At 56.9% G+C, this 22,058-nt stretch carries 21 protein-coding genes; 16 read left to right on the top strand and 5 right to left on the bottom strand.

Annotation, left to right across the window (positions count from 1 at the left end; genetic code table 11):
* Positions 1–9 precede the first annotated feature (9 nt).
* Together ACR0D7_RS01265 and ACR0D7_RS01260 are read right to left on the bottom strand one after the other, a co-directional pair.
* Positions 10–1,260: a sarcosine oxidase subunit beta family protein gene (locus ACR0D7_RS01265; RefSeq protein ID WP_480677403.1), complete on the bottom strand. Its 1,251-nt coding sequence runs from the start codon at positions 1,258–1,260 to the stop codon at positions 10–12.
* A gap of 78 nt (positions 1,261–1,338) precedes the next feature.
* Positions 1,339–2,202 carry a LysR family transcriptional regulator gene (locus ACR0D7_RS01260; protein ID WP_480677402.1) on the bottom strand — a complete coding sequence of 288 codons (864 nt, stop codon included), beginning with the start codon at positions 2,200–2,202 and terminating at the stop codon, positions 1,339–1,341.
* Positions 2,203–2,310: 108 nt separating this feature from the next.
* On the opposite strand from ACR0D7_RS01260, the gene ACR0D7_RS01255 reads away from it, so the two are divergent.
* Genes ACR0D7_RS01255 through ACR0D7_RS01230 form a run of 6 tightly spaced genes read left to right on the top strand, consistent with a single transcriptional unit; the run spans position 2,311 to position 7,995 of the window.
* Entirely contained in the window at positions 2,311–2,910 is a 600-nt protein-coding gene (locus ACR0D7_RS01255) for an amino acid synthesis family protein (protein ID WP_480677401.1), read from the top strand.
* Positions 2,882–3,661, top strand: coding sequence for an alpha/beta fold hydrolase (locus ACR0D7_RS01250; protein WP_480677400.1), 780 nt, complete (start codon positions 2,882–2,884; stop codon positions 3,659–3,661). Before ACR0D7_RS01255 ends, ACR0D7_RS01250 begins: the two co-directional genes overlap by 29 nt.
* Positions 3,658–4,566 (top strand): flavin reductase family protein, encoded by a 909-nt coding sequence (locus ACR0D7_RS01245; RefSeq protein WP_480677399.1) that lies wholly within the window; start codon positions 3,658–3,660, stop codon positions 4,564–4,566. Before ACR0D7_RS01250 ends, ACR0D7_RS01245 begins: the two co-directional genes overlap by 4 nt.
* A 12-nt stretch (positions 4,567–4,578) precedes the next feature.
* Positions 4,579–5,613 (top strand): LLM class flavin-dependent oxidoreductase, encoded by a 1,035-nt coding sequence (locus ACR0D7_RS01240; RefSeq protein ID WP_480677398.1) that lies wholly within the window; start codon positions 4,579–4,581, stop codon positions 5,611–5,613.
* Positions 5,614–5,621: 8 nt separating this feature from the next.
* Positions 5,622–7,100 (top strand): aldehyde dehydrogenase, encoded by a 1,479-nt coding sequence (locus tag ACR0D7_RS01235; RefSeq protein ID WP_480677397.1) that lies wholly within the window; start codon positions 5,622–5,624, stop codon positions 7,098–7,100.
* 28 nt (positions 7,101–7,128) lie between these two features.
* Positions 7,129–7,995, top strand: coding sequence for an urea carboxylase-associated family protein (locus tag ACR0D7_RS01230; RefSeq protein ID WP_480677396.1), 867 nt, complete (start codon positions 7,129–7,131; stop codon positions 7,993–7,995).
* Here the strand turns inward: ACR0D7_RS01230 and argE are convergent.
* Together argE and ACR0D7_RS01220 are read right to left on the bottom strand one after the other, a co-directional pair.
* Entirely contained in the window at positions 7,992–9,149 is a 1,158-nt protein-coding gene (gene argE, locus ACR0D7_RS01225; RefSeq protein WP_480677395.1) for an acetylornithine deacetylase, read from the bottom strand. The genes ACR0D7_RS01230 and argE overlap by 4 nt on opposite strands.
* On the bottom strand, positions 9,146–10,330 hold the full coding sequence (locus tag ACR0D7_RS01220; protein WP_480677394.1) for a M24 family metallopeptidase: 1,185 nt from the start codon (positions 10,328–10,330) through the stop codon (positions 9,146–9,148). Before ACR0D7_RS01220 ends, argE begins: the two co-directional genes overlap by 4 nt.
* Positions 10,331–10,415: 85 nt before the next feature.
* Between ACR0D7_RS01220 and ACR0D7_RS01215 the strand changes: the two genes are divergently transcribed.
* The 10 genes from ACR0D7_RS01215 to ACR0D7_RS01170 all read left to right on the top strand — a co-directional run bounded on the left by ACR0D7_RS01215 (position 10,416) and on the right by ACR0D7_RS01170 (position 21,384).
* On the top strand, positions 10,416–11,459 hold the full coding sequence (locus ACR0D7_RS01215; protein ID WP_480677393.1) for a pyridoxal-phosphate dependent enzyme: 1,044 nt from the start codon (positions 10,416–10,418) through the stop codon (positions 11,457–11,459).
* Entirely contained in the window at positions 11,456–12,601 is a 1,146-nt protein-coding gene (locus tag ACR0D7_RS01210) for a M24 family metallopeptidase (RefSeq protein WP_480677392.1), read from the top strand. The genes ACR0D7_RS01215 and ACR0D7_RS01210 overlap by 4 nt, the downstream gene beginning before the upstream one ends.
* Positions 12,598–13,305 (top strand): maleate cis-trans isomerase family protein, encoded by a 708-nt coding sequence (locus tag ACR0D7_RS01205; RefSeq protein ID WP_480677391.1) that lies wholly within the window; start codon positions 12,598–12,600, stop codon positions 13,303–13,305. The genes ACR0D7_RS01210 and ACR0D7_RS01205 overlap by 4 nt, the downstream gene beginning before the upstream one ends.
* 147 nt (positions 13,306–13,452) lie before the next feature.
* Positions 13,453–14,544 (top strand): ABC transporter ATP-binding protein, encoded by a 1,092-nt coding sequence (locus ACR0D7_RS01200; protein WP_480677390.1) that lies wholly within the window; start codon positions 13,453–13,455, stop codon positions 14,542–14,544.
* A gap of 111 nt (positions 14,545–14,655) precedes the next feature.
* The gene (locus ACR0D7_RS01195) at positions 14,656–15,753 is read left to right on the top strand and encodes an ABC transporter substrate-binding protein (RefSeq protein WP_480677389.1); all 1,098 of its coding nucleotides are present in this window, start codon (positions 14,656–14,658) and stop codon (positions 15,751–15,753) included.
* A 70-nt stretch (positions 15,754–15,823) separates the two neighbouring features.
* Positions 15,824–17,098: an ABC transporter permease gene (locus ACR0D7_RS01190; RefSeq protein ID WP_480677388.1), complete on the top strand. Its 1,275-nt coding sequence runs from the start codon at positions 15,824–15,826 to the stop codon at positions 17,096–17,098.
* 5 nt (positions 17,099–17,103) lie between these two features.
* Positions 17,104–18,315 (top strand): ABC transporter permease, encoded by a 1,212-nt coding sequence (locus ACR0D7_RS01185; protein ID WP_480677387.1) that lies wholly within the window; start codon positions 17,104–17,106, stop codon positions 18,313–18,315.
* Positions 18,316–18,476: 161 nt separating this feature from the next.
* Positions 18,477–19,697 (top strand): aminopeptidase P family protein, encoded by a 1,221-nt coding sequence (locus ACR0D7_RS01180; protein ID WP_480677386.1) that lies wholly within the window; start codon positions 18,477–18,479, stop codon positions 19,695–19,697.
* Positions 19,698–19,927: 230 nt separating this feature from the next.
* Positions 19,928–20,329, top strand: a complete 402-nt coding sequence (locus ACR0D7_RS01175; protein ID WP_480677385.1) for a group I truncated hemoglobin — start codon at positions 19,928–19,930, stop codon at positions 20,327–20,329.
* Positions 20,326–21,384, top strand: coding sequence for an adenylate/guanylate cyclase domain-containing protein (locus ACR0D7_RS01170; protein ID WP_480677384.1), 1,059 nt, complete (start codon positions 20,326–20,328; stop codon positions 21,382–21,384). The genes ACR0D7_RS01175 and ACR0D7_RS01170 overlap by 4 nt, the downstream gene beginning before the upstream one ends.
* A 3-nt stretch (positions 21,385–21,387) precedes the next feature.
* Here ACR0D7_RS01170 and ACR0D7_RS01165 read toward each other — a convergent pair whose 3' ends face one another.
* Positions 21,388–22,002, bottom strand: coding sequence for a TetR/AcrR family transcriptional regulator (locus tag ACR0D7_RS01165; RefSeq protein WP_170381323.1), 615 nt, complete (start codon positions 22,000–22,002; stop codon positions 21,388–21,390).
* Positions 22,003–22,058 lie beyond the last annotated feature (56 nt).

The following is a 22,058-nucleotide window of genomic DNA, read 5'->3' as shown; positions in this document are numbered from 1 at the left end:
ACGGTCCCCTCAGTGCAGGTTGGGCTGGTTGCCCACGCCTTTTTCGTCGATCATCCGACCCGTCTTGAACCGGTCGAGGCGATAGTCGGTAGCGACAGGATGTGGTTCGTCTTTCGCCAGAAGGTGCGCGAAGCAGTGACCCGAGGCCGGGGTCGCCTTGAACCCGCCGTAACACCAGCCGCCGTTGAAATAGAGTCCTTCGACCGGGGTGCGGTCGATAATGGGCGAGCCGTCCATCGACATGTCCATCACGCCGCCCCAAATCCGCAGCAGGCGCGCGCGCCCGATCATCGGCATCAGGGCGACACCGCCTTCGCAAACATCCTCGACCACGGGCAGGTTGCCGCGTTGGGCATAGGTGTTGTAGCCGTCGATATCGCCGCCAAAGACCAGCCCGCCCTTGTCGGACTGGCTGACATAGAAGTGACCCGCGCCAAAGGTGATGACGCTGGTCAGAACCGGCTTCAGCCCTTCGGATACAAAGGCCTGCAGGACGTGGCTTTCGATGGGCAGACGCATACCGGCCATTCCCATCACACGGCTGGAACTACCGGCAACCGCACAGCCCACTTTGTTCGCGCCGATGAAGCCCTTGGTCGTCTCGACGCCCAGACATTTGCCATTCTCGATCCGCAGACCGGTGACTTCGCAGTTCTGGATGATATCGACGCCGTGCATGTCCGCTGAACGGGCAAAGCCCCAGGCTACCGCATCATGGCGGGCAGTGCCTGCACGGCGCTGCACAAGGCCACCCTTGATAGGAAAACGGGCGTCGTCGAAGTTCAGATAGGGATGCTCCTTGCGCACCTGGTCAGCATCCAGCAACTCGGCATCCGCGCCGTTCAGGATCATCGCATTGCCGCGCCTTGTATAGGCATCGCGCTGACCATCGGTGTGGAACAAGTTGAGGATCCCGCGCTGGCTCATCATGGCGTTGTAGTTCAGGTCTTGCTCAAGCCCTTCCCACAGCTTCATCGAGAACTCGTAGAACGGCTCATTCCCGTCGAGCATGTAGTTCGAACGCACAATGGTGGTGTTCCGCCCCACATTGCCGCCGCCGATCCAGCCCTTTTCCACCACGGCCACGTTGCGCTGACCGTAGACCTTGGACAGGTAGTGCGCTGTAGCGAGGCCATGGCCTCCGCCACCGATCACGACGATGTCGTAATGCGCCTTGGGTTCGGGCTCGCTCCAGACCGGTTTCCACCCTTTGTGGCCGGTGAGCGCCTCTTTGATGACTCGAAAGCCGGAATATCGCATGAATCGGACCTTTTTTTACCAGAATTCACTATTTTGAGGTGTTTGAATATCCTCATATGCGACATCGACTTGTTTGAATCAGACTTGATTGTGCGTCTGTTCGCGCTGATTATCGGTAAACCACTGGACAAATGCGTCAACCTCGGGCGAGCGGCGCTGAACCGCCAGAAAATACCCCTCGCTGGCCGGGGCAGAGGCATCGGACGCAAGCACCACCTGACCGGATTGCAGGGCGTGATTGGCTATCAGAGCGTTGACCAAGGCAACGCCATTGCCGGTTGTGGCCAGTTGCAAGGCAAGCCCATAGGAGTCGACATAAAACACCGGGGTACCAATCGGCAGATTTGTCGCTTCGGCCCAAGATCCCCAATTGTCCGATGTACCAACGGTTCCGATCAGCGGCAGGTCTTGCAGGCCGCCCGAAAGCTGTGGTGCTTTCACTGCGATCAGGTGATTGGGCCGCAGTGCTGTCGCATCCCGACCAACCTGCTTTTCAGACCCGAACCGAATCTCGACATCCGCGCGAGAGGCGGCGAATTCATCGGGCCAGATTGTACTGACGAACCGCACAGAGGTATCGGGGTTCTGCTGCTGAAATTGGGGCAAGGCCGGGGATATCACCCATTCCAGCACGCTGACCGAGGCCGCAACAGTAATATGCCGCGCCCGTTCCTCGGCCAGATAGGGCGAGGCGGCGGAATGCAGCATCTCAAGCGCGGCTTCAACCTGTGGCAGCAGTTTGCGGCCTTCGTCGGTCAGGGACAGCCCGCGCGCATGGCGGTGAAACAGCACCACACCCAGTCGTGTTTCCAACGATCTGATTTGTTGGCTGACGGCGGATTGCGTCAGCCCGATTTCCTCGGCGGCGGCGGTCGAACTCAGGCGCCGGGCTGCGGCTTCGAACGATCTGAACCACGTCAGTGGTGGCAGGGATTTCGACATTGGTAACCTACATATTAGAGTCACTAATACCTAAGACCAAAGTTCTTTCGTTTGTCAAAGCGACCCCTGGGCGAGGATAGTTTGTCAACGACAGAAGAGGGGGCGCTCGTGGAGCCAAATATTCGGAAAATCGTGACCTATGACGAAGAGGTTCTGGTCGAAGGATTTCGCAAGGCCGAGCGCCCGTGGAGGATGTTCGCTGTGGCCGCAGTGGTGTCGAACCCGTGGGCGGGCCGCTATGTCGAAGATCTGCGGCCCGAGATTCTGAGCTTCGCCCCGATTCTGGGCGAAGAACTTACCCGCCGGATGATCGCTTTGGCGGGCAGCGGTGATGCCATTGAAGCCTATGGCAAGGCCGCCGTCGTTGGGCTGGATGGCGAGGTCGAGCACGCCTCGGGCTTGATCCACACGCTGCATTTCGGCAATCACTTCCGGCAGGCGGTGGCGGCGAAATCCTATCTGTCTTTTACCAACACTCGTGGTTCCGCAAACGCGCCGATCATGGTGCCGTTGATGGACAAGAACGACGCAGGCCGCCGGTCCCATTACCTGACGCTGCAATTCGCCATTCCCGATGCCCCGCGTTCGGATGAGGTGGTCATAGTACTGGGCGGTGCAACTTCGGGCCGGCCTCATCATCGCATCGGGGACCGGTATCAAGACTTGAAGGATCTGGGTCATGACGTGGACAACCCGGCGTCGGTCTGAGTTTGGCGGTTTGACCGCGATTGAAGCGGGCACAGGGCCTCTGGTTGTTCTGTTGCACGGTGTCGGTCTGCGGGCCGAGGCTTGGGGCGGGCAGACCGACGCGCTGGCGTCCGGAGGATACCGTGTTGTGTGTCCGGACATGAACGGACATGGCGAAGCATCGTTTTTTGTGCCGGATGGACTGGAAGGCTATACCGCACCAGTGACCGCGTGCTTGCAAGAGCCTGCCATTCTTGTCGGACATTCGATGGGCGCGCTGATTGCGTTGCGCATCGCGGCGTCGGGCAATCCAAATGTCAAAGGCGTTGCAGCCCTGAACGGAATTTTCAAGCGACCTGAAACCGCGCGCCAAGCCGTTTTAGCGCGTGCACACGCCTTGGATGAACAGCGCGCGAATGATCCCGCAGTTACGCTCCAACGGTGGTTCGCAGATCAGACGTCGGCTGAACGCGACGCCTGCGCCCTGTGGCTGCAACAGGTAGACCCGCGCGCATACAAGGCCGCCTATACAGTTTTTGCGGAAAGCGATGGCCCAACTAAGGCGCAACTGGCAGCGATCACATGCCCGGCCTTGTTCCTGACCGGTGCGGATGAGCCGAACTCGACCCCTCAAATGTCACGCGACATGGCCAAGCTAACGCCGAAGGGGCGGGCCGAGATCATCCCCGGTGCAGCACATATGATGCCGATGACTCACGCGGCTGAGGTCAACACTATCCTATTGCGCTTTCTGCAGGAGTGTTTGTCATGACCTTACTCGATCCACGAGCCCTGCGCGATGCCTTTGGCAGCTTCATGACCGGGGTGACCGTCGTGACTGCCCGTGACAAGACAGGCGCTCCTGTCGGTTTCACAGCCAATTCCTTTTCTTCGGTGTCCCTTGACCCCCCGATGTTGCTGGTATGCCCCGGTAGGTTTCTGTCCAGCTATGAAGTCTTTGCTGAATGCAGCCATTTTGCTGTGAATATCCTGGCGGAAGGACAGCAAGAAGTGTCGAACACCTTCGCCGGTTACAAGGGCAACCGGTTCGCTAAGGTGGCTCATAGCATCGGCGTGCATGACCTGCCGCTGATTGACGGAGCCCTCGCACAGTTCTGCTGTGAAACGCATCAAGCCATCCCGGCTGGCGACCACACGGTGCTGATCGGTCGTGTCTTGGAGTTCTCACACACCGCTGGCGACGGGTTGGGCTACGTCGGCGGTTCGTATTTCAGCCTGGGACTAGAGCGAGAAATGGACGCCAAGGTCCCGACCGTGTGCGGCGCGATCATATCATCCGGCGACAAGGTGCTGCTTGAGCGAGAAGGCGATGCCTTCCGCCCGGTCCAGATTTCCGGCGCAGAGCGCGGTGGCCAAAGGAACCGATTGGCGCAAGGGCTGGTCAAACGCGGGATTCTTGCCCGGATCGAACAGGTTTACTCGTCGTTCAATGATGCCGAGAGCAAGCAGCACTATACGTTCTTTCTTGCGCTTGCGGATCAGCACCCGGCACCTGAACAAGCCGAATGGGTATCCGTCGCTGACCTACCCGATCTCACCTTTGCCTCAAAAGGCATTCACCACATGATGTCCCGCTTTGCGCGCGAAGCCCAGACAGGGGATTTCGCCCTGTATCTGGGCGATGCCGAGCGCGGCGACATTCACAACTTTCGCTAAAGGAGCCGATTGATGGAGTTTTCTCTGTTTGCGCATATGGAGCGTTTGACGCCCGATCAGCCCCATGACGTGCTCTACGATGAGTTCGTCGGTCTGGTGAAAATGGTCGATGAGGGCGGTATGCGTGCTGTCTGGACAGGTGAGCATCACGGGATGGAGTTTACTATTGCTCCGAACCCGTTCCTGTCCCTTGTCGATCTGGCGCATCACACGAAGAATGTCCGTTTGGGCACCGGGACAGTGGTCGCGCCGTTCTGGCATCCCATTAAGCTGGCCGGAGAAGCCGCGGCGGCGGACCAGATTACCAAGGGCCGGATTGAACTGGGCATCGCACGTGGGGCCTATTCCTTTGAATACGAGCGCTTGGCGCCGGGCATGGACGCGTGGGAAGCGGGGCAAAAGATGCGCGAAACCACGCCTTTGCTGCCAAAGATTTGGCAGGGTGACTGTGCGCATGAAGGCGAGTTTTATGCGTTCCCGGCGACGACCTCGGCGCCGAAACCGCTGCAGGACGGTGGCCCGCCAATCTGGATCGCGGCGCGCGACCCCAACAGCCACGAATTCGGAGTGCATAACGGCTTTAACATTCAGGTCACGCCGCTGTGGCAGGGGATGGAAGAGATCGAGACGCTGATGGGCCGCTTCAACGATGCCTGCGCCAGCTATGCCGGGCCGCGCCCCAAGATCATGCTGCTGCACCACACCTATGTCGGCAAAGACGACGCCGATGTGGCGCAGGGGGTCGAAGATTTGCGGCGCTATTACAATTACTTCGGCGCTTGGTTCCTGAACAAGCGACCCATTCAGCAGGGGTTGATCGAACCGATCTCGCCCGAGGAAATGGACGCAAATCCGATGTACACCACCGAGAAGCTGGGCCGGGACCTGACTGTCGGGACGGCGCAGCAGGTGATTGACCGGATCAAACGCTACGAAGATCTGGGCTATGACGAGTTTTCGTTTTGGGTCGACAGCGGCATGACAAACGACCGCAAGCGCGCCTCACTGGCGCGGTTCATCGACGACGTTATGCCAGCCTTTCAGTGAGGATCACCATGGGAAACCTTCCGCATTTTCAACTGTTCATTGATGGAGAATGGTCCGAGGGGTCAAATGCTCAGATCATGACGTCAGAAAATCCTGCGACCGGGCAAGGGTGGGCTACCTTTGCTTGCGCGTCTGCCGGGGATGTCGATCGCGCCGTTGCGGCTGCCAAGCGCGTGCTGGATGACCCGGAGTGGCGGGATATGACGCAAACTGCGCGCGGTAAGCTATTGTACCGTCTGGCTGATCTGGTGGCTGAACATGCTGCTCGGCTTGGTGAGCTTGAAACCACGGACAGCGGCAAACTGCTTGCGGAAACATCGGCGCAAACAGGTTATGTGGCCGATTACTACCGCTATTTTGCCGGATTGGCGGATAAGGTCGAAGGAACGGTTCTACCCATCGACAAACCCGACATGCACGTGTTCACAGCCCGCGAACCTATCGGTGTCGTCGCCGCCATTGTGCCGTGGAATGCGCAGATGTTCCTGACGGCCACCAAGCTGGGCCCGGCGTTGGCGGCTGGGTGTTCCGTTGTGCTGAAAGCCTCGGAAATCGCGCCCGCACCGATGTTGGAATTTGCACGCCTGATCGAACAGGCCGGGTTTCCGCCCGGCGTCGTTTCGGTCATCACCGGGGATGCCGAGAACTGCGCCATTCCGTTGACCCGCCACCCGCATATCGACCGGATCGCCTTTACCGGAGGGCCAGAGACCGCGCGGCATGTGGTGCGAAACTCGGCCGAGAATTTTGCGGTTACCTCACTGGAGCTTGGCGGTAAGTCCCCAATCCTGGTGTTTGAGGACGCCGATCTGGACGGTGCAGCCAATGGCCTGATCGCAGGTAACTTTGGTGCGTCTGGCCAAAGCTGCGTGGCGGGGACGCGCGGTTTGGTGCATCGGTCGATCTTGAAGCCACTGATTGAGCGTATCGAGCAGAAAGCCAGCGCAATTCGTCTGGGCGACCCTCTGCAATCGGATACGCATGTTGGTCCGCTGTGCACGGCTGCCCAAGTGCGCAAGATCGAGACGACATTGGCGAAGGCACAAGGGCAGGGTGCGGTTATCCGTTTTGGCGGGGTGGCTGCGGATCGTCCGGGCAACTACATGACACCAACTCTGGTAGAATGCACCTCAGCCGATACTGAAACGCTGAAGGTCGAGATGTTTGGGCCGGTCATGTCGTTGCTGCCATTTGACACTGAGGACGAGGCAATCGCGCTTGCGAACAGCACACCTTATGGCTTGGGCTCGGGCATCTTCACGCAGAACCTGGCGCGCGCGCATCGGGTGTCGAAACGGATAAAGGCCGGGATTTGCTGGGTGAACACATATCGGGCGATTTCCCCGATAGCGCCCTTCGGTGGGTTCAATCAGTCCGGCTATGGGCGTGAGGCCGGGGTCGAGGCGATCCTGGACTATACCCGTACCAAAACCACCTGGATAAGCACCGCGCAAGAGCCGATGGCGAACCCGTTCATTATGCGCTAAGCCTGTGTAAAAGCAGGGGAGAGCGTTCATGAAACTGGAAAATCCGAACTTCGCGTCACCCACGGATGCCGGCGAACGCAAGGCTGTTGCGCCGGTAATCTGCTACCCACCCGAGACGTTGGTTCAGCCAGACCTGAGCGCGCTGGCGAAGCTGCGGCAGGGCGCGAAGAAGACCGCCGAAGCCGTGGCCGCTCCGCGGGATGCCGCTTGCATAGATGTGCCTGCGGGAGCGTTTGTTCGGGTGGTGTCGGTGGATGGTCCGCAGGTCGGCGATCTGAACATGTGGAACAAGCACGACCTGTCCGAGCGGTTTTATTCCGGCAAAACCCGCGCTCTGCACGGCACCCATCTGTCGACCGGGGATCGCATGTGGTCGAGCTTTCCCAACATGCGCCCCATGGCGACCGTCGTCGATGATACGCTGGACTGGTACGGGTTCGATGCCTTTGGGGGTTCAGTTCACGACGTGATCGGGACGCGCTGTGACCCCTATACGGGTCGACTGCTGTCCGGCGATGACTACCACTATTGCTGCCATTCCAACCTGACCCGCGCGTTGGCCAGCCATTGCAATCTGCCGCTGCACGAGGCCGAGATGTTGGTACATGACGTTTTGAACGTGTTCATGTGCACTGGTTTCACCCGCGACACCGGCCAGTATTTCATGAAGGCCAGCCCGGTGCGTCCGGGCGACTATCTTGAATTCTATGCCGAGATCGACCTGACCGTGGGTCTTTCTGCCTGTCCCGGTGGGGATTGTTCATCCGAGCATTCCTCGGACGTTGCCGCCTGTTATCCGCTGGTGATGGAGGTCTATGATCCGGGTGAGGACGCGCGCGCCGCGCATGTTCAACCGCCGCGCTCGGCTTATGATCGCACACATGGGACTGGCTAAGCGATCAGGCGGCGGCCTAGACGGTTCAGCATCCGGCAGCACAGATCGAGCTGTTCGATCTCGACATATTCATCCGCCTTGTGCGCCTGCGTGATCGAGCCTGGCCCGCAAACAATTGCATGTATGCCCAATTGCTGGAACAGCCCGGCTTCGGTGGCGAAGGCAACGACGCCGGTGCCATTGGCGCCGGTCAACTCAGCCACAAGCTCGCGCGCGGCGTTTTCGTCCATGGGTTCAAGGCCCTCGACCTCGGCCACCGCTTCCTGCGTGATGCTGGCCTCCGGGTGAACCGCCTGCATGTCGGGCAACAAGGTATGTTGCACGTAATCCGACAGGGTATTTCGGACCAGCTCAGCATCGCTCGATTGAACCGGGCGCATTTCCCACGCAACTTCGGCCTTGCTGGCGATGACATTATGGGCGACGCCGCCCGAGATGCGCCCGACATTGACCGTGGTCCAGGGCGGCTCAAACGGGCTGCCCTTTGGCGCGCGCGATTTCAGGATATGGCGTAATTCCAGCAGCTTGCCGATATAGCGCGCCGCGTATTCCGCAGCGTTAACACCATCGTCAGGGGCCGAGCTGTGCCCTTCGAGTCCCACGAAACTGGTGGTGTATTCGAAACAACCCTTGTGCCCTTCGATCACCCGCATTTCGGTCGGCTCGCCGATGATGGCGATGTCCGGCACGATGCCGCGTTCGGACAGATCGTTTACAAGGTTCTGAGCGCCCAAGCAGCCGGTTTCCTCGTCATAGGTAAAGGCAAAATGCAGAGGTTGGGTCAGCTTGCTGATATACAGTGTCTCGGCAAATGCCAGCGCGGCGGCGATGAACCCCTTCATGTCGCAGGTGCCGCGACCATACAGCCGACCATCCCGTTCAGTCATTTGAAACGGGTTTGTGGTCCAATCCTGATCGGCCACCGGAACCACATCCGTGTGGCCGGACAGCAGAATGCCGCCGGGCATGTCCGGCCCCAGCGTTGCAAATACATTCGCCTTTTTTCCGGTCGCATCCTGCGTTTCGATGCACCGCGCGCCCAGCGCCTCAAGCCGTTCGGTCAGATAACAGATGATTTCAAGGTTACTGTCGGCAGAGACTGTTTCAAAGGCGATCAGGTCCGCAAGGATTTCAGTCGTTTTGATTAGGGTCATGATTTTACGAATAAACTGCGGGGCCGATTGCAGAAACAATCGGCGGGTCCGGTTTCGGTGATCAGGATCGATTCGGTAATCTCGAGACCCCAGTCATCCATCCAGAGGCCGGGCATGAAATGAAAGGTCATGCCGGGTTCCAGAACGGTCTCATCCTCGGGTCGCAGGGATATGGTGCGCTCTCCCCAATCGGGTGGATAGCTGAGACCCACCGGATAACCGCACCGCGCGCCGCGTTCGATCCCGGCGCGCTCCAGCGGCGCAGCCAGCGCCAATGCGATGTCGCGCGCCTGATTGCCCGCGCGGGCTGCGTCCAGTCCGGCTTCTAGCCCTTCGACCAATGCGGCTTCGGCCCGGCGCAGATAATCGGGCGGCTGACCCAGAAAGACCGACCGGCAGAACGGTGCGTGATAGCGGCGGTAGCAACCGGACAGCTCAAAGAATGTGCATTCACCGGATTTCAAAGGCGCACCATTCCATGTCAGATGCGGCGCGGCTGCATCCGTCCCCGAAGGGAGCAGAGGAACGATAGCTGCATAGTCGCCCCAGTCATCGCCCAAGCCTGAAATCGCGTCATGGTAAATCTGTGCGACCAGTTCGTTTTTTCGCAGGCCAGGTTCAATCCTTTCCAACGCGCCGTCCATCATATGCTCTGAGATACGGGCAGCCCTTCGCATCAGGGCGATTTCCTCATCGGATTTCACCGCCCGCTGCCAGTTCACCAGTGCATTGGCATCAACCAAATCGGCCTGCGGTAGCTCTGCCAACAAAGTCAGGTGGGCTTTGGCCGAGTAATAATAGTTGTCCAATTCAACGCCGATCCGGCGCGAAGCCAACCCGCAATCGCGGATCAGGGCTGCTAGGTCTTGCATGGGATGGCGGACAGTAGATTGCACGAAGTGGTCTGCATAACCGTGAATTCGGTCATCTGACATCCAAACTGTGCGCCTTGCACCGTTGGCATCCTGGTTTCGGCCCCACCAGATTGGGTCCCGGTCATGTAGAACCAAAACACCCTGATGAACGTAAAACGACCAGCCCTCATACCCGGTCAACCATGCCATGTTGGAGGGATCTTCGATAAACAGTGCGTCCAAATCAGCAGCGGCCATGGCGGCGCGTGTCTTCGCGAGCCGCCTGTCGTATTCAGATCGGCTGAAGGCCGGGTCGGTGTGAGGCATGGCTGGCTCCTGTGGTGACCGAGATTTGTTGACAGAACTTGAGGAATACGATCACGTCAATGCGTAACTCAGGAAAGACGCTCACTTGAAGATAATATCCAACCCTCATCGCGGTGGCCAAAAGCTGATTGAGGCCGCGCCGTACCCTTCGACCGATGCAGGCCGTGTGGCCGATCTGTTAAATCAATGCCCGACTGCGGCTGAGACACCATTGCTGTCGGTCGATGGCTTGGCAGATGTCGCCGCGCTTTGGGTAAAGGATGAACGTGGCCGAATGAATCTTGGCTCGTTCAAGGCGCTGGGGGCAGCCTATGTCATTGCACGTCATGCAGCAGATATTTCCGAAAATCCGGACAGTGCGACTTTGTCAGGGCGCACTTATGTAACTGCCAGTGCGGGCAATCATGGGATGAGCGTCGCCGCAGGTGCGCGGATATTCGGTGCAGACGCGGTGGTCTACATTGCTGAAACTGTGCCTGAGAGCTTTGCCGACAGATTGCGGGCACAAAATGCGCAGGTTGTACGGTGCGGTACGGATTATGCAGCCAGCATGAACGGTGCCGAGAAAGCGGCGCAGGACAACGGATGGATTTTGTTATCGGACAGCTCGTGGGAAGGGTACTATGAGCTGCCGTATACACTGATGGAGGGGTATTTGCAGATGGCCGCTGAGGCCATTCGGCAATGCCCGGAAAAGCCAACCCATATCATGTTGCAGGCCGGTGTCGGCGGGCTGGCTGGTGCTGTCGCTGCCTATGTGCGCAAAATTTGGGGGGACGAGCCACAGATCGTCGTGGTTGAACCGGACGCAGCACCTGCCTTGCAGGCGAGCATAGAGGCTGGAGCCTGTGTTTTTGCCGATGGCCCCGACAGCGTCATGGGGCGGCTCGATTGCAAAGAGCCGTCTCTGATTGCCTTAAATGGGCTAGCACGAGATGCTGACAGCTTCCTGACCCTGACAGATCCGCAAGTGACCGAGCACCTTTCCGCGATGGCGTCAGCAGGCATTGCCACAACTGCGTCTGGTGGGGCAGGCGTCGCGGCGGTTATGAATTCGGAAGTACGTAAAACTCTGGGCATCGGTCCAGAATCCCGCGTTCTGTGTTTCCTTTCCGAGGTCGCGGAATGAGGGGTTTCGACGCCTCTGAGTTCAAGTCTCGGCTCGGCCGTGCGCAACGCCGTATGGGGCAGGCGGGGCTGTCCGCCCTATTGCTGACCACTGAACCCGAGGTTCGCTATTTTACCGGATATCTGACCCGGTTTTGGGAAAGCCCGACGCGTCCGTGGTTTCTGATTGTTCCGGCGACTGGAAAACCGATCGCAGTCATTCCCTCGATCGGATCAGCGCTGATGGCTCAAACCTGGGTCGATGACATCCGTACATGGAGTGCCCCGGATCTGACTGACGATGGAGTCAGCCTGCTGGCTGAAGCCTTGTGTGAAATCTGTCCTTCAGACGCGTTAATTGGTCTGCCTGATGGGCACGAGACCCATGTCCGCATGCCGTTGTCTGACCTTCAGCAGCTTCAAAAGCGCCTTGGAAACCGTCGGTTGGGAAGTGACGACGGTATTCTCCGCACGCTTCGGATGGTCAAATCCCCAGCTGAGATCGCCAAGATCGAAACTGCCTGCACCATTGCCGGGAGGGCTTTTCAACGCGTCCCTGAGATTGCCAATGAAGGTGCGAATCTGGACGAGATCTTTCGCCGATTTCAGATGTTGTGCCTTGAGGAAGGTGCCGACTGGGTGCCTTATCTTGCAGGAGGTGCAGAACAGGGCGGCTATACAGACGTCATTTCTCCGGCCCGCGCAACAGCGTTGAAACCGGGTGATGTGCTGATGCTGGACACTGGTCTGGTGTGGGATGGATATTTTTGTGACTATGATCGCAATTGGTCAGTCGGGCCCGCCAATGCCGAGGTCGGCGACGCCTACGCTACTCTTATCGAAGCATCAGACGCCGCATTTGACGCTGCATGCTCGGGAAAGACGGCGGCAGACCTGTTTCACGTCATGAACACGATCCTGTCGCGTAACAGCGAAGACACAGGTGCGGGCCGATTGGGGCATGGGTTGGGGATGTCGCTGACTGAATGGCCGTCGTTGATCCCAACTGACCATACGGTTTTGGAAGAAGGAATGGTTCTGACGCTTGAGCCGGGCATCGCGGTCGGAGATAAAATACTTGTTCACGAAGAAAACATAGTCATCACCAAAGGAGGGGCACGTTTTATCAGCCCTCGCGTGGGAACGGAGTTGCCCCAGATATGAGTTATCTGCCTTATACGCTGGACGAAGATGATCCTGCCGCGTCGCCTATGGGCCTGATTGTGTTGCAGACAGACGAAACCATTGAACCCGAATTCAACGCCTATTTTGCCGACCGGAGATGCCCGATCTATGTCTCGCGCATTCCAAGCGGAACAGAGGTTACGACGGATACGCTGACAGAAATGGAAAAAGCCCTGCCTGCGGCTGCGGATTTGTTGCCCAAGATACGCCCATACAAGGTTGTCGGCTACGGGTGTACTTCGGCCAGTTCGGTTATCGGCTCAACACAGGTTGAGCGGATGGTTCAAAAGACGTGCCAAGCCGCAGTGGTCACGAACCCGTTGCGTGCGGCCTCCGCTTGTGCCGCGCATCTGGGGGTGTCGAAATTTGCGCTGCTGTCGCCGTATATCGAGGAAGTGAACGAGCCGTTACGCCGGGCTTTTGCAGAAAACGGAGTGTCGATGGACGTTTTCGGCTCGTTCGGAGAGGCGGAAGAATCGAAAGTTGTGCGTATTTCTAAAAGCTCAATCGTTGAAGCAGCACTTAAACTTGGTGCTGATCCATTGGTTGAAGCTGTTTTTATAAGCTGCACTAATATAAGAACTTTTGATGCAATCCCCGAAATAAAAAAGCGCCTGAACAAGCCTGTTCTGTCAAGTAATCAAAGCCTTGCTTGGCACATGAGGAAGCTGAACCATACCTAAAGGTCGGGCCCTTGATTCAAAAATTGTCATCCAACCGACATATTTTGGTTGCGTGCTGCGCCTCGCGTGTCCTTAAATGGTGCCAATAGGTCGTTTAGATCCGGATAAACCGGACAAACAAAAGACCACAGGGAGCCAAGTCGGTATATGTCAAATGACGCAGCGTTCGTCGAGTTTCAGCGTGTCCAAAAGTCCTATGATGGCGAAGTACTCGTTGTAAAAGATTTAAACCTATCACTGCCCAAGGGTGAGTTTCTGACAATGCTGGGGCCGTCAGGTTCCGGTAAGACAACTTGCTTGATGATGCTGGCCGGCTTTGAAACCGCCACGCATGGAGAAATAATGTTGGACGGGCGTCCGATCAACAACATCCCACCGCATAAACGTGGAATTGGGATGGTGTTTCAAAACTACGCCCTATTTCCGCATATGACTGTGGCTGAGAACCTCTCATTCCCGCTGGAAGTGCGGAAGATGGGCAAAGATCAGCGCGAAGAGAAGGTCAAGCGTGCGTTGGACATGGTGCAGATGGGCGCGTTTGGTAGCCGCCGTCCGGCCCAGCTATCGGGTGGCCAGCAACAGCGGATCGCGCTGGCGCGGGCACTAGTGTTTGAACCCGAACTTGTTTTGATGGACGAACCGTTGGGCGCGCTGGACAAGCAACTGCGTGAACATATGCAGTTTGAAATCACCCGTCTGGCGCATGAGTTGGGGATTACCACGGTTTATGTAACCCACGACCAAACCGAAGCCCTGACAATGTCTGATCGGGTTGCTGTGTTCGATGATGGACGTATTCAGCAATTGGCACCACCTGATCTTCTGTACGAAGAACCCGAAAACAGTTTTGTTGCTCAATTCATCGGTGAAAACAACACACTGGAAGGCGTTGTTAAATCAATTGATGGAGATTCCTGTGTTGTGACGCTGGACGATGGGTCTGAGATCGACGCCAAGCCGGTCAACGTACACAACGCAGGTGAACGTACAAAGGTATCTATTCGCCCAGAGCGGGTGGAGTTCAACAAAGACCGGTTGCATGCTGATGCGCATACGCTGAAGGCAACGGTAAAAGAATTCATTTACATGGGCGACGTGTTCCGTTTCCGCCTGTCTGTGGCGGGGAACGATGACTTTATCATCAAAACTCGGAACGCGCCGGATGCGGTCAAACTGCGTCCAGGTCAGGAAGTCGAAATCGGCTGGCTGGCCCAAGACTGCCGGGCGCTGGACGCCTGAGCCATAGATTTCCCGTGCGGCCCGCCCGGGCACGCGGGACACTCAGATGATCGGGTTGCCCGTGATCCGGTCTCAAAATGCAAAAATAACGGGTTAAACAGGGAGTTAACTATGAAAGTGACTAAATCCACTCTGCTTGCCAGTGCAGTTGCTGCAATTGCTGGCGGTGCAATGGCCGAAGAGATGACGATCGTCTCTTGGGGCGGTGCATATTCCAAGTCGCAGCTCAAAGCGTATCACGAGCCCTATACTGAAAAGACAGGCGTCACCATCCTGAACGACGACAGCTCACCCGAAGGTGTTGCCAAGTTGCGGGCCATGAACGAAGCGGGCAACGTCACATGGGACGTTGTTGACCTTGAAGCGGCTGACAATATCCGTGCGTGCGACGAAGGTCTGATCATTGAAATTGACCCAGACGTGCATCTGGCCCCTGCGCCTGATGGTACACCGGCGTCTGAGGATTTTGGTGATCAGCTGGTCTCGCCCTGCTACATTCCCACTATCGTCTTTTCGACAACCTTCGGCTATCGCACTGATATGGTTCCGGAAGGCGTAGAGCCACCGACCGGCGCATGTGATGTGTTCGACCTTGAGACGTATCCGGGTAAGCGCGCACTGAACAAGCGCCCCGTTGCCAATATGGAATGGGCGCTGCTTTGCGATGGCGTGGCCTATGAAGATGTGTACGACACTCTGGAAACTGAAGAAGGGGTAGCGCGCGCTCTGGCCAAGCTGGACACGATCAAGGATCAGACGATCTGGTGGTCGGCAGCGGCCGAACCCGTGCAACTGCTGGCTGATGGCGAGATCTTCATGGGATCGACCTATAATGGCCGTCTGTTCTCGATGATTGCCGAGCAGAACCAGCCTGTTGGCATGGCCTGGGATTGGCAGATGTTCGATCTGGACGGCTGGGCAATTCCCGCTGGCCTCAGCCCCGAGCGTGAAGCCCGCGCTCTGGACTACATCCGGTTCTCGTCCGACACCCAGAGACTGGCGGATCAGGCCAAGTACATCTCGTACGGTCCGGCGCGTAAGTCCTCGGCTCCGCTGGTCGGACAGCATGCTGAATTGGGTATCGACATGGCGCCCCATATGCCGACCGATCCGAACAACGCAGAGAACACCTTTGTGAACAACTACGAATGGTGGGCTGACTACCGCGATGATCTGGACGCACAGTTCCAGGCTTGGCTGTCACAGTAACCGTTTGAGTTCCAAAACCAGTCAAGGGGCGGTCCGCTGCCCCTTGACCCGATAAAACCAAGGGGCACTGATGACTGACGCAAGCCAAAACGCAGGACCGATGCTGGCAGCGGATGGAACGCCGCTCAAGCAATCTCTGGCACGTTCACTACGACGGCAAAAGTTGCGCGCTCTGTTACTGATTGCGCCCCTTCTTCTGTTCGTCCTGTTCTCGTTCATTATTCCGATTGCGTCGATGCTGTTCCGTTCGGTGGAAAACGGCATCGTGGAAAAGACGCTGCCTCTGACGGTCGTGGCGCTGGAGACCTGGGATGAAAAAAGCGGCGAATTGCCGGACGAGGCCGTTTACGACGCCTTTGTCCGCGACATGATCGTTGCAGTATCCGAAAAGAAGCACACTCGGCTGGGATCGCGGTTGAACTACGAAGAACCGGGTATTTCGTCACTGTTCCGTAAAACCGGTCGCAAGATCAGGAAATGGGACCCCGAAGCGGATGCGCCGTTCAAGGAAAAACTTATTGATGCGGATAAAGGGTGGGGAGATGTCGAAAACTGGCGTGTGATCAAGACCCACTCCCGCAACGTGACGCCCGGTTATTTCCTGGCCGCAGTTGACCTGAGGCTGACGCCTGATGGTGTAGCTGCGCAACCAGAAGAAAAGCAGATTCTTGTAAAGCTGTTCGGCCGGACATTGTTTATGTCGCTGATTATAACCGCATCCTGTATTCTGCTGGCCTATCCGGTATCTTATTTGTTGGCGACATTGCCGATGCGAGTTTCGAACATGTTGATGATATTGGTGCTGTTGCCATTCTGGACTTCGCTTCTGGTGCGAACATCAGCTTGGAAAGTGATGTTGCAGCAACAAGGTGTTATCAACGAAACGCTGGTTTGGCTTGGGTTGGTCGCGGATGATGCCCGGCTTGTGATCATCAACAATCAGATCGGTACGATCGTTGCGATGACGCATATCCTGCTGCCATTCATGATCCTGCCGATGTATTCGGTGATGCAGACGATCCCGCAGTCCTATACCCGCGCGGCCAAGTCGATGGGGGCGACCAACTGGACAACCTTCTGGCGGATCTACTTCCCGCAATCTATCCCCGGTATCGGGGCGGGGTCGATCCTCGTGTTCATTCTGGCCATTGGTTACTACATCACGCCTGAAATCGTAGGCGGAACAAAGGGTGTCTTCATCTCGAACCGGATTGCGTACCACATCTCGTCCTCGCTGAATTGGGGGCTCGCCGCGGCGCTGGGGACGATCCTATTGGCAGTCGTTATGCTTCTGTACTGGTGTTACGACAAAATCGTGGGCATCGATAACGTGAAACTGGGATAAAGATCATGGCAGCACTTACACCAATTTCCCGCAAACCGTTGTCGATGGTTCTGCCCACTGTCGCAGCCGCGGGAGGATTCCTCGGCATGTTCGTAGGGGCCGGTCAGGGCAGTGTCCTGCTTGGCATCCTGGTAGGTGCAGCTTTGATGGCGGCGCTGGCGTGGGTCTATATCACGGTGCTTGATAATGAAGGCGTCGCGCGCTGGATCACCATTCTGGGCTTGGGAGCGGTCGGGTTTTTCTTTGCCGGGTTCACCGGGCTGATCGTGGGCTTACTGTCCGGTTGGTTCTTTGCGTTCTTCATCTTCTGGTTATACGAAGGACGCTACCGCCAAAAACTCTTGCCGTACCTGACGGGCAGCCAGGTGTTTGAGCACTATCTGTTCCGAGTGATTTGCGGAGCGATCTTCGTGTTCCTGATCACGCCCATCCTTGTGGTTCTGCCGCTTTCGTTCAACGCGCAGGACTTCTTTACCTTTACACCCGAGATGCTGCGTCTCGACCCCGAAGGCTATTCGCTGAAGCACTACCGTGACTTCTTTACCAACAATGAATGGCAGCGAAGCTTCAAGAACTCGTTGATCATCGCTCCAATTGCGACCGTTATCTCAGTCTCGCTGGGAACACTGGCCGCCATCGGGCTTAGCCAGTCTCATGTGCCAGGCCGTCGGGCGATCATGGGCATTCTGATCTCGCCGATGATTGTGCCGCTGATCATTTCCGCCACCGGTATGTTCTTTTTCTACAGTGACATCGGGCGCTTCCTTGAAGGAACCTTGGGCATGGACAAGAACTTTGTGGGCTATATCAAAGTTGTCCTTGCCCACGCGGTTCTGGGGATTCCATTTGTGATCATCACGGTGACGGCAACGCTGGTCGGGTTCGACCAGTCGCTGACGCGGGCTGCGGCGAATATGGGGGCAGGGCCAGTGCGGACCTTCTTCAAGATTCAGATGCCGCTTATCCTGCCGGGGGTGATCTCGGGCGGGCTGTTTGCCTTTATCACCTCGTTTGACGAGGTGGTGGTGGTTCTGTTCGTTGGCTCGGCCAGCCAGAAGACGCTGCCATGGCAGATGTTCACTGGCCTGCGGGAACAGATCAGCCCGACTATTCTGGCAGTTGCGACAATCCTTGTTGTGATCTCAATCGCGCTGCTGACGACGGTCGAACTGCTGCGGCGTCGGTCCGAACGCCTGCGGGGGCTCAGCCCGTCTTGACGCGACTCGAAAGCTGATTTAGCGATTTCACTATGCACCCCAGTCACGATGGCGTCGTGACGTAGCTTGGGGTGCATGGCTCTCGGTTCCCGAGGCCGCTTGTCCTGAACGCCGGGGCTTGTGGCCGGGCGATGCCTGTCCGGCATTGAGGAGAGACCGATATGACTGATCTAAATAACCGCCCCGAGTACTTCACCTGCCACAATGGTGACAAAGCGCCTTTGCCGTTCAGCAAGGCGGAATACGTCCGGCGTCTGTCTAGCCTGCGCGCGACCATGGCAGCGCGGGATATTCCGGCTGTGTTGCTTACGTCGATGCACAACATCGCCTACTACTCGGGTTTTCTGTATTGTTCGTTTGGCCGTCCGTATGGGTGTGTTGTGACGCAGGATGCCTGCACGACCGTTTCAGCCAATATCGATGCAGGTCAGCCCTGGCGGCGCTCGGTCGAAGAGAACGTCATCTACACCGACTGGAAACGGAACAATTACTGGCGCGCGGTTTCCAACCTTATTGGCTCGGCGGGACGGCTGGGAATCGAAGGTGATCACATGACACTAGCGATGCGTGACACCGCGCTGGATATGCTGGGTGGGCCGGAATTGGTGGATATCGCACCGGACACAATGGCCGCGCGCATGGTGAAATCTGCGGAAGAGATCGAGCTGATCAAGGGGGGTGCACGGACCGCCGATGTGGGTGGCGCGGCCATTCACGCCGCGATCCGAGAAGGCGCGACCGAGATCGATATCGCAATGGCCGGTCGCGACGCGATGGAGGCAGAGATCGCGCGCGCCTACCCAGACGCCGAATACCGTGACACGTGGGTCTGGTTCCAGTCTGGCCTAAACACCGACGGTGCACATAACCCGGTCACCAAGCGCGCGCTGCAAAAGGGCGATATCCTGTCGCTGAATACGTTCCCGATGATCTCGGGTTATTATACTGCGCTGGAACGAACCTTGTTCCTCGGTGAGCCAGACGCCGAAAGCCTTCGTATTTGGAAAGCCAACGTCGCCGCACACGAGTTAGGCTTGAACCTGATTAAACCTGGCACGACGTGCTCTGGCATTTGTGAAGAGATCAACCGCTTCTTCGCGGATGAGGGGCTGCTGCAGTACCGGTCGTTTGGGTATGGTCATTCGTTTGGCATTCTCAGTCACTATTACGGGCGCGAGGCTGGTCTGGAACTGCGCGAAGATATTGATACGGTTCTGGAGCCCGGCATGGTCGTCTCAATCGAGCCGATGCTGTGGATTCCGGAAGGTCAAAAGGGCGCCGGCGGCTATCGCGAGCATGATATTCTGGTAGTCAAAGAAGACGGTGCAGAAAACATTACAGGCTTCCCCTATGGACCTGAGCACAACACGATCAGCACCTGATCTAATCAGCAGGAGGGGTGACCACCCCTCCTGCCGCGACTGCGAAAGGCAGTTAGGAAGTGCCTACTACAAACTGGCACTTGGCGCCGGGCGCATTTGTTCTTAGTTCCATGCCCTTACAACGTAACTCTTTGGTACGTTTACTTCACTTTGGAAGGGCTCCTGTGGCCCGAGTCCTGCTAAACTACTTATAAGCGTTAACAAAACTGTCAGTTTGATATAAGCTCGCAGTGTTATTTGTAGTTAAAGCTTGGGTGCGCGGTGTGGGTCAGACAATTTACGAAAGATATGGTGGATTCAAAACGATAAGCCGGATCGTAATGACTTTCTACGAAATGGCTTTGGATTCCGATCAGATCGGTGGCCATTTTGAAGACATCGATATGCCGCGCCTGATCGATCATCAGACCAAATTTGTCTCTTCTCTGGTTGGTGGGCCAGCGTCTTTCAGTGATGAAAGAATTGAAGCTGTGCACCGCCATCTGAATATCTCTCATGCTGATTTCGATGAGATGGCGGAACTGTTCGCCGAAGCCTTGTCTATGCACGGGATGGAGGACGGCCACATAAAAATTGCCATGCAAGCCATTGAATCAAAGAGGGCAATCATTGTTACGAGAGATGCGGCATGAGTATTCTTGCGATAAATGAACAATTGCTGCGTGCGATCGGCGTCGGCGTGGCGGTTGTGCGGGCTTCGGACCTGACCTTCGTTTTCCACAACGGGCCTTTTGCCGAGTGGTTTGGTACTCCGACAGAAGGTCAGACGTTGTTGGATATTCTTCCCTCGCTGGACGCTCGCGAATTAGACGATGTCAAGCAATCGGGGCTTAGATACTCAGTCGAGTTACAGATTAAGCCGAAACGCAGAACGTTGATATTTGCGACGGCGGTATCGCTGGCGAACGGATTGACCGAACAGGTTCTGGTTGTTGAATGCCAGAACATCACCCGCATCCGTGAGCTTGAAAGTATGATCGACAGCTACTCGACTATGGTCGAGCGCAATACGCGAGAGTTGGAGCGTGAAAAAGAACGCGTCGAGCGGTTATTGCTGAATCTAATGCCGCGGGCCGTCTACGAAGAGTTCAAAAGCTTTGGCGTGGTCACGCCACAACTTTATGATCAAGTGTCGGTGGTGATGTTGGATTTTGTTGGTTTCACCGATTTTGCGGCAAAAACCGACCCAACCGTCACGCTGAGTGAATTGAACGACATCTTCACGGCTTTTGACCGCATTGTCGAACAATTCGGCTGCGAGCGGATCAAGACCATTGGCGATGCCTACTTGGCGGTGTCTGGTATGCCTGACCCAACACCGGATCACGCGACTGCGGTTGCCCATTGTGCGGTTCGCTTTCTGCGGTATCTGGAACGACGCAACGAAAGCCATCCACACAAATGGCAGGCTAGGATAGGGTTGGGCACAGGAGCAGCGGTTGGATCTGTGGTTGGAATACAGAAATACGTTTATGATGTGTTTGGCCCGGCGGTGAACATCGCTTCACGCTTGCAAGTATTTGCTAACCCAATGAAAATCGTTGCACCGGAAGAGATGAAATATGCTCTGATCGATGAATTTCAGGTTTCTGATCTTGGGCGTGTGGAAATCAAAGGAATGGGCGAGATGGAGCTTATCAATGTTACATCGGGTCTGAGCGCCCCGCAGCCCGTGTCCAGATTTTGAATATCAGTCGTCTTGTGGGACCAAACCCAACCCCCGCAGATAAATACCGATACCGGTCTCGAGCAAATCCTCTGGCGGAAATGGCGAGCTTGCGCCGGTATTTCTAGCGAATAGCTCAACAACACCGTGGCTCATTGCCCAGATATGGGCGCTGAACATCGAAGCGGGTGGGCGCTTCTCGGGCGGTATATGTTGTGACAAATCGGCTGCGGCCTTCTCCAGCACGCCCTTTGCGCGGCTAGCGGCCAGCGCCAATTCGGGTGTTCGGTTAACGGAGATGCCGCTTTCGAACATGGCGATGTAATGGCCTGGGTGCTTGCGGGCAAAGGCGAGATAGGCGCGGCCCGTTGCTTCGAACGCAGCCAGGGCCGAGGGCTGACCCTTGTCATAGGCGTATTGCATTAGGTCTGCGAACATCTCAAACCCTTGGCGCGCGGCTTCGGCGATCAGATCTTCGCGCCCATGGTAATGCCGGTAGACTGCGGCAGGGGTAACACCTGCGGTTTTTGCAGCTTCGGACAGGGTAAAACCAGTCGGGCCTTTTTTCTCGATCAAAGACAGGGCTGCTTCGATCAGAGCTTGTTTCAGGTTCCCGTGGTGATACCCGCGTTTCGTCATTCCTGTTTCAGTTGCCTTTGTTGTTTAAGTGTTCAGAATTCATGACATAATTCGCG

The sequence above is a fragment of the Ruegeria sp. BB7 genome (assembly GCF_056539365.1).
The sequence above is the reverse complement of the archived record's forward strand: the minus strand, read 5'-3'. Positions and strand labels throughout refer to the sequence as shown.

Excerpts from the sequence above, each read along its gene's own strand:
- ACR0D7_RS01265 (WP_480677403.1), bottom strand. The coding sequence starts at position 1,260 with ATGCGATATTCCGGCTTTCGAGTCATCAAAGAGGCGCTCACCGGCCAC.
- ACR0D7_RS01260 (WP_480677402.1), bottom strand. The coding sequence starts at position 2,202 with ATGTCGAAATCCCTGCCACCACTGACGTGGTTCAGATCGTTCGAAGCC.
- ACR0D7_RS01250 (WP_480677400.1), top strand. The coding sequence starts at position 2,882 with ATGACGTGGACAACCCGGCGTCGGTCTGAGTTTGGCGGTTTGACCGCG.
- ACR0D7_RS01245 (WP_480677399.1), top strand. The coding sequence starts at position 3,658 with ATGACCTTACTCGATCCACGAGCCCTGCGCGATGCCTTTGGCAGCTTC.
- ACR0D7_RS01240 (WP_480677398.1), top strand. The coding sequence starts at position 4,579 with ATGGAGTTTTCTCTGTTTGCGCATATGGAGCGTTTGACGCCCGATCAG.
- ACR0D7_RS01235 (WP_480677397.1), top strand. The coding sequence starts at position 5,622 with ATGGGAAACCTTCCGCATTTTCAACTGTTCATTGATGGAGAATGGTCC.
- ACR0D7_RS01230 (WP_480677396.1), top strand. The coding sequence starts at position 7,129 with ATGAAACTGGAAAATCCGAACTTCGCGTCACCCACGGATGCCGGCGAA.
- argE (WP_480677395.1), bottom strand. The coding sequence starts at position 9,149 with ATGACCCTAATCAAAACGACTGAAATCCTTGCGGACCTGATCGCCTTT.
- ACR0D7_RS01220 (WP_480677394.1), bottom strand. The coding sequence starts at position 10,330 with ATGCCTCACACCGACCCGGCCTTCAGCCGATCTGAATACGACAGGCGG.
- ACR0D7_RS01210 (WP_480677392.1), top strand. The coding sequence starts at position 11,456 with ATGAGGGGTTTCGACGCCTCTGAGTTCAAGTCTCGGCTCGGCCGTGCG.
- ACR0D7_RS01205 (WP_480677391.1), top strand. The coding sequence starts at position 12,598 with ATGAGTTATCTGCCTTATACGCTGGACGAAGATGATCCTGCCGCGTCG.
- ACR0D7_RS01200 (WP_480677390.1), top strand. The coding sequence starts at position 13,453 with ATGTCAAATGACGCAGCGTTCGTCGAGTTTCAGCGTGTCCAAAAGTCC.
- ACR0D7_RS01195 (WP_480677389.1), top strand. The coding sequence starts at position 14,656 with ATGAAAGTGACTAAATCCACTCTGCTTGCCAGTGCAGTTGCTGCAATT.
- ACR0D7_RS01190 (WP_480677388.1), top strand. The coding sequence starts at position 15,824 with ATGACTGACGCAAGCCAAAACGCAGGACCGATGCTGGCAGCGGATGGA.
- ACR0D7_RS01185 (WP_480677387.1), top strand. The coding sequence starts at position 17,104 with ATGGCAGCACTTACACCAATTTCCCGCAAACCGTTGTCGATGGTTCTG.
- ACR0D7_RS01180 (WP_480677386.1), top strand. The coding sequence starts at position 18,477 with ATGACTGATCTAAATAACCGCCCCGAGTACTTCACCTGCCACAATGGT.
- ACR0D7_RS01170 (WP_480677384.1), top strand. The coding sequence starts at position 20,326 with ATGAGTATTCTTGCGATAAATGAACAATTGCTGCGTGCGATCGGCGTC.
- ACR0D7_RS01165 (WP_170381323.1), bottom strand. The coding sequence starts at position 22,002 with ATGACGAAACGCGGGTATCACCACGGGAACCTGAAACAAGCTCTGATC.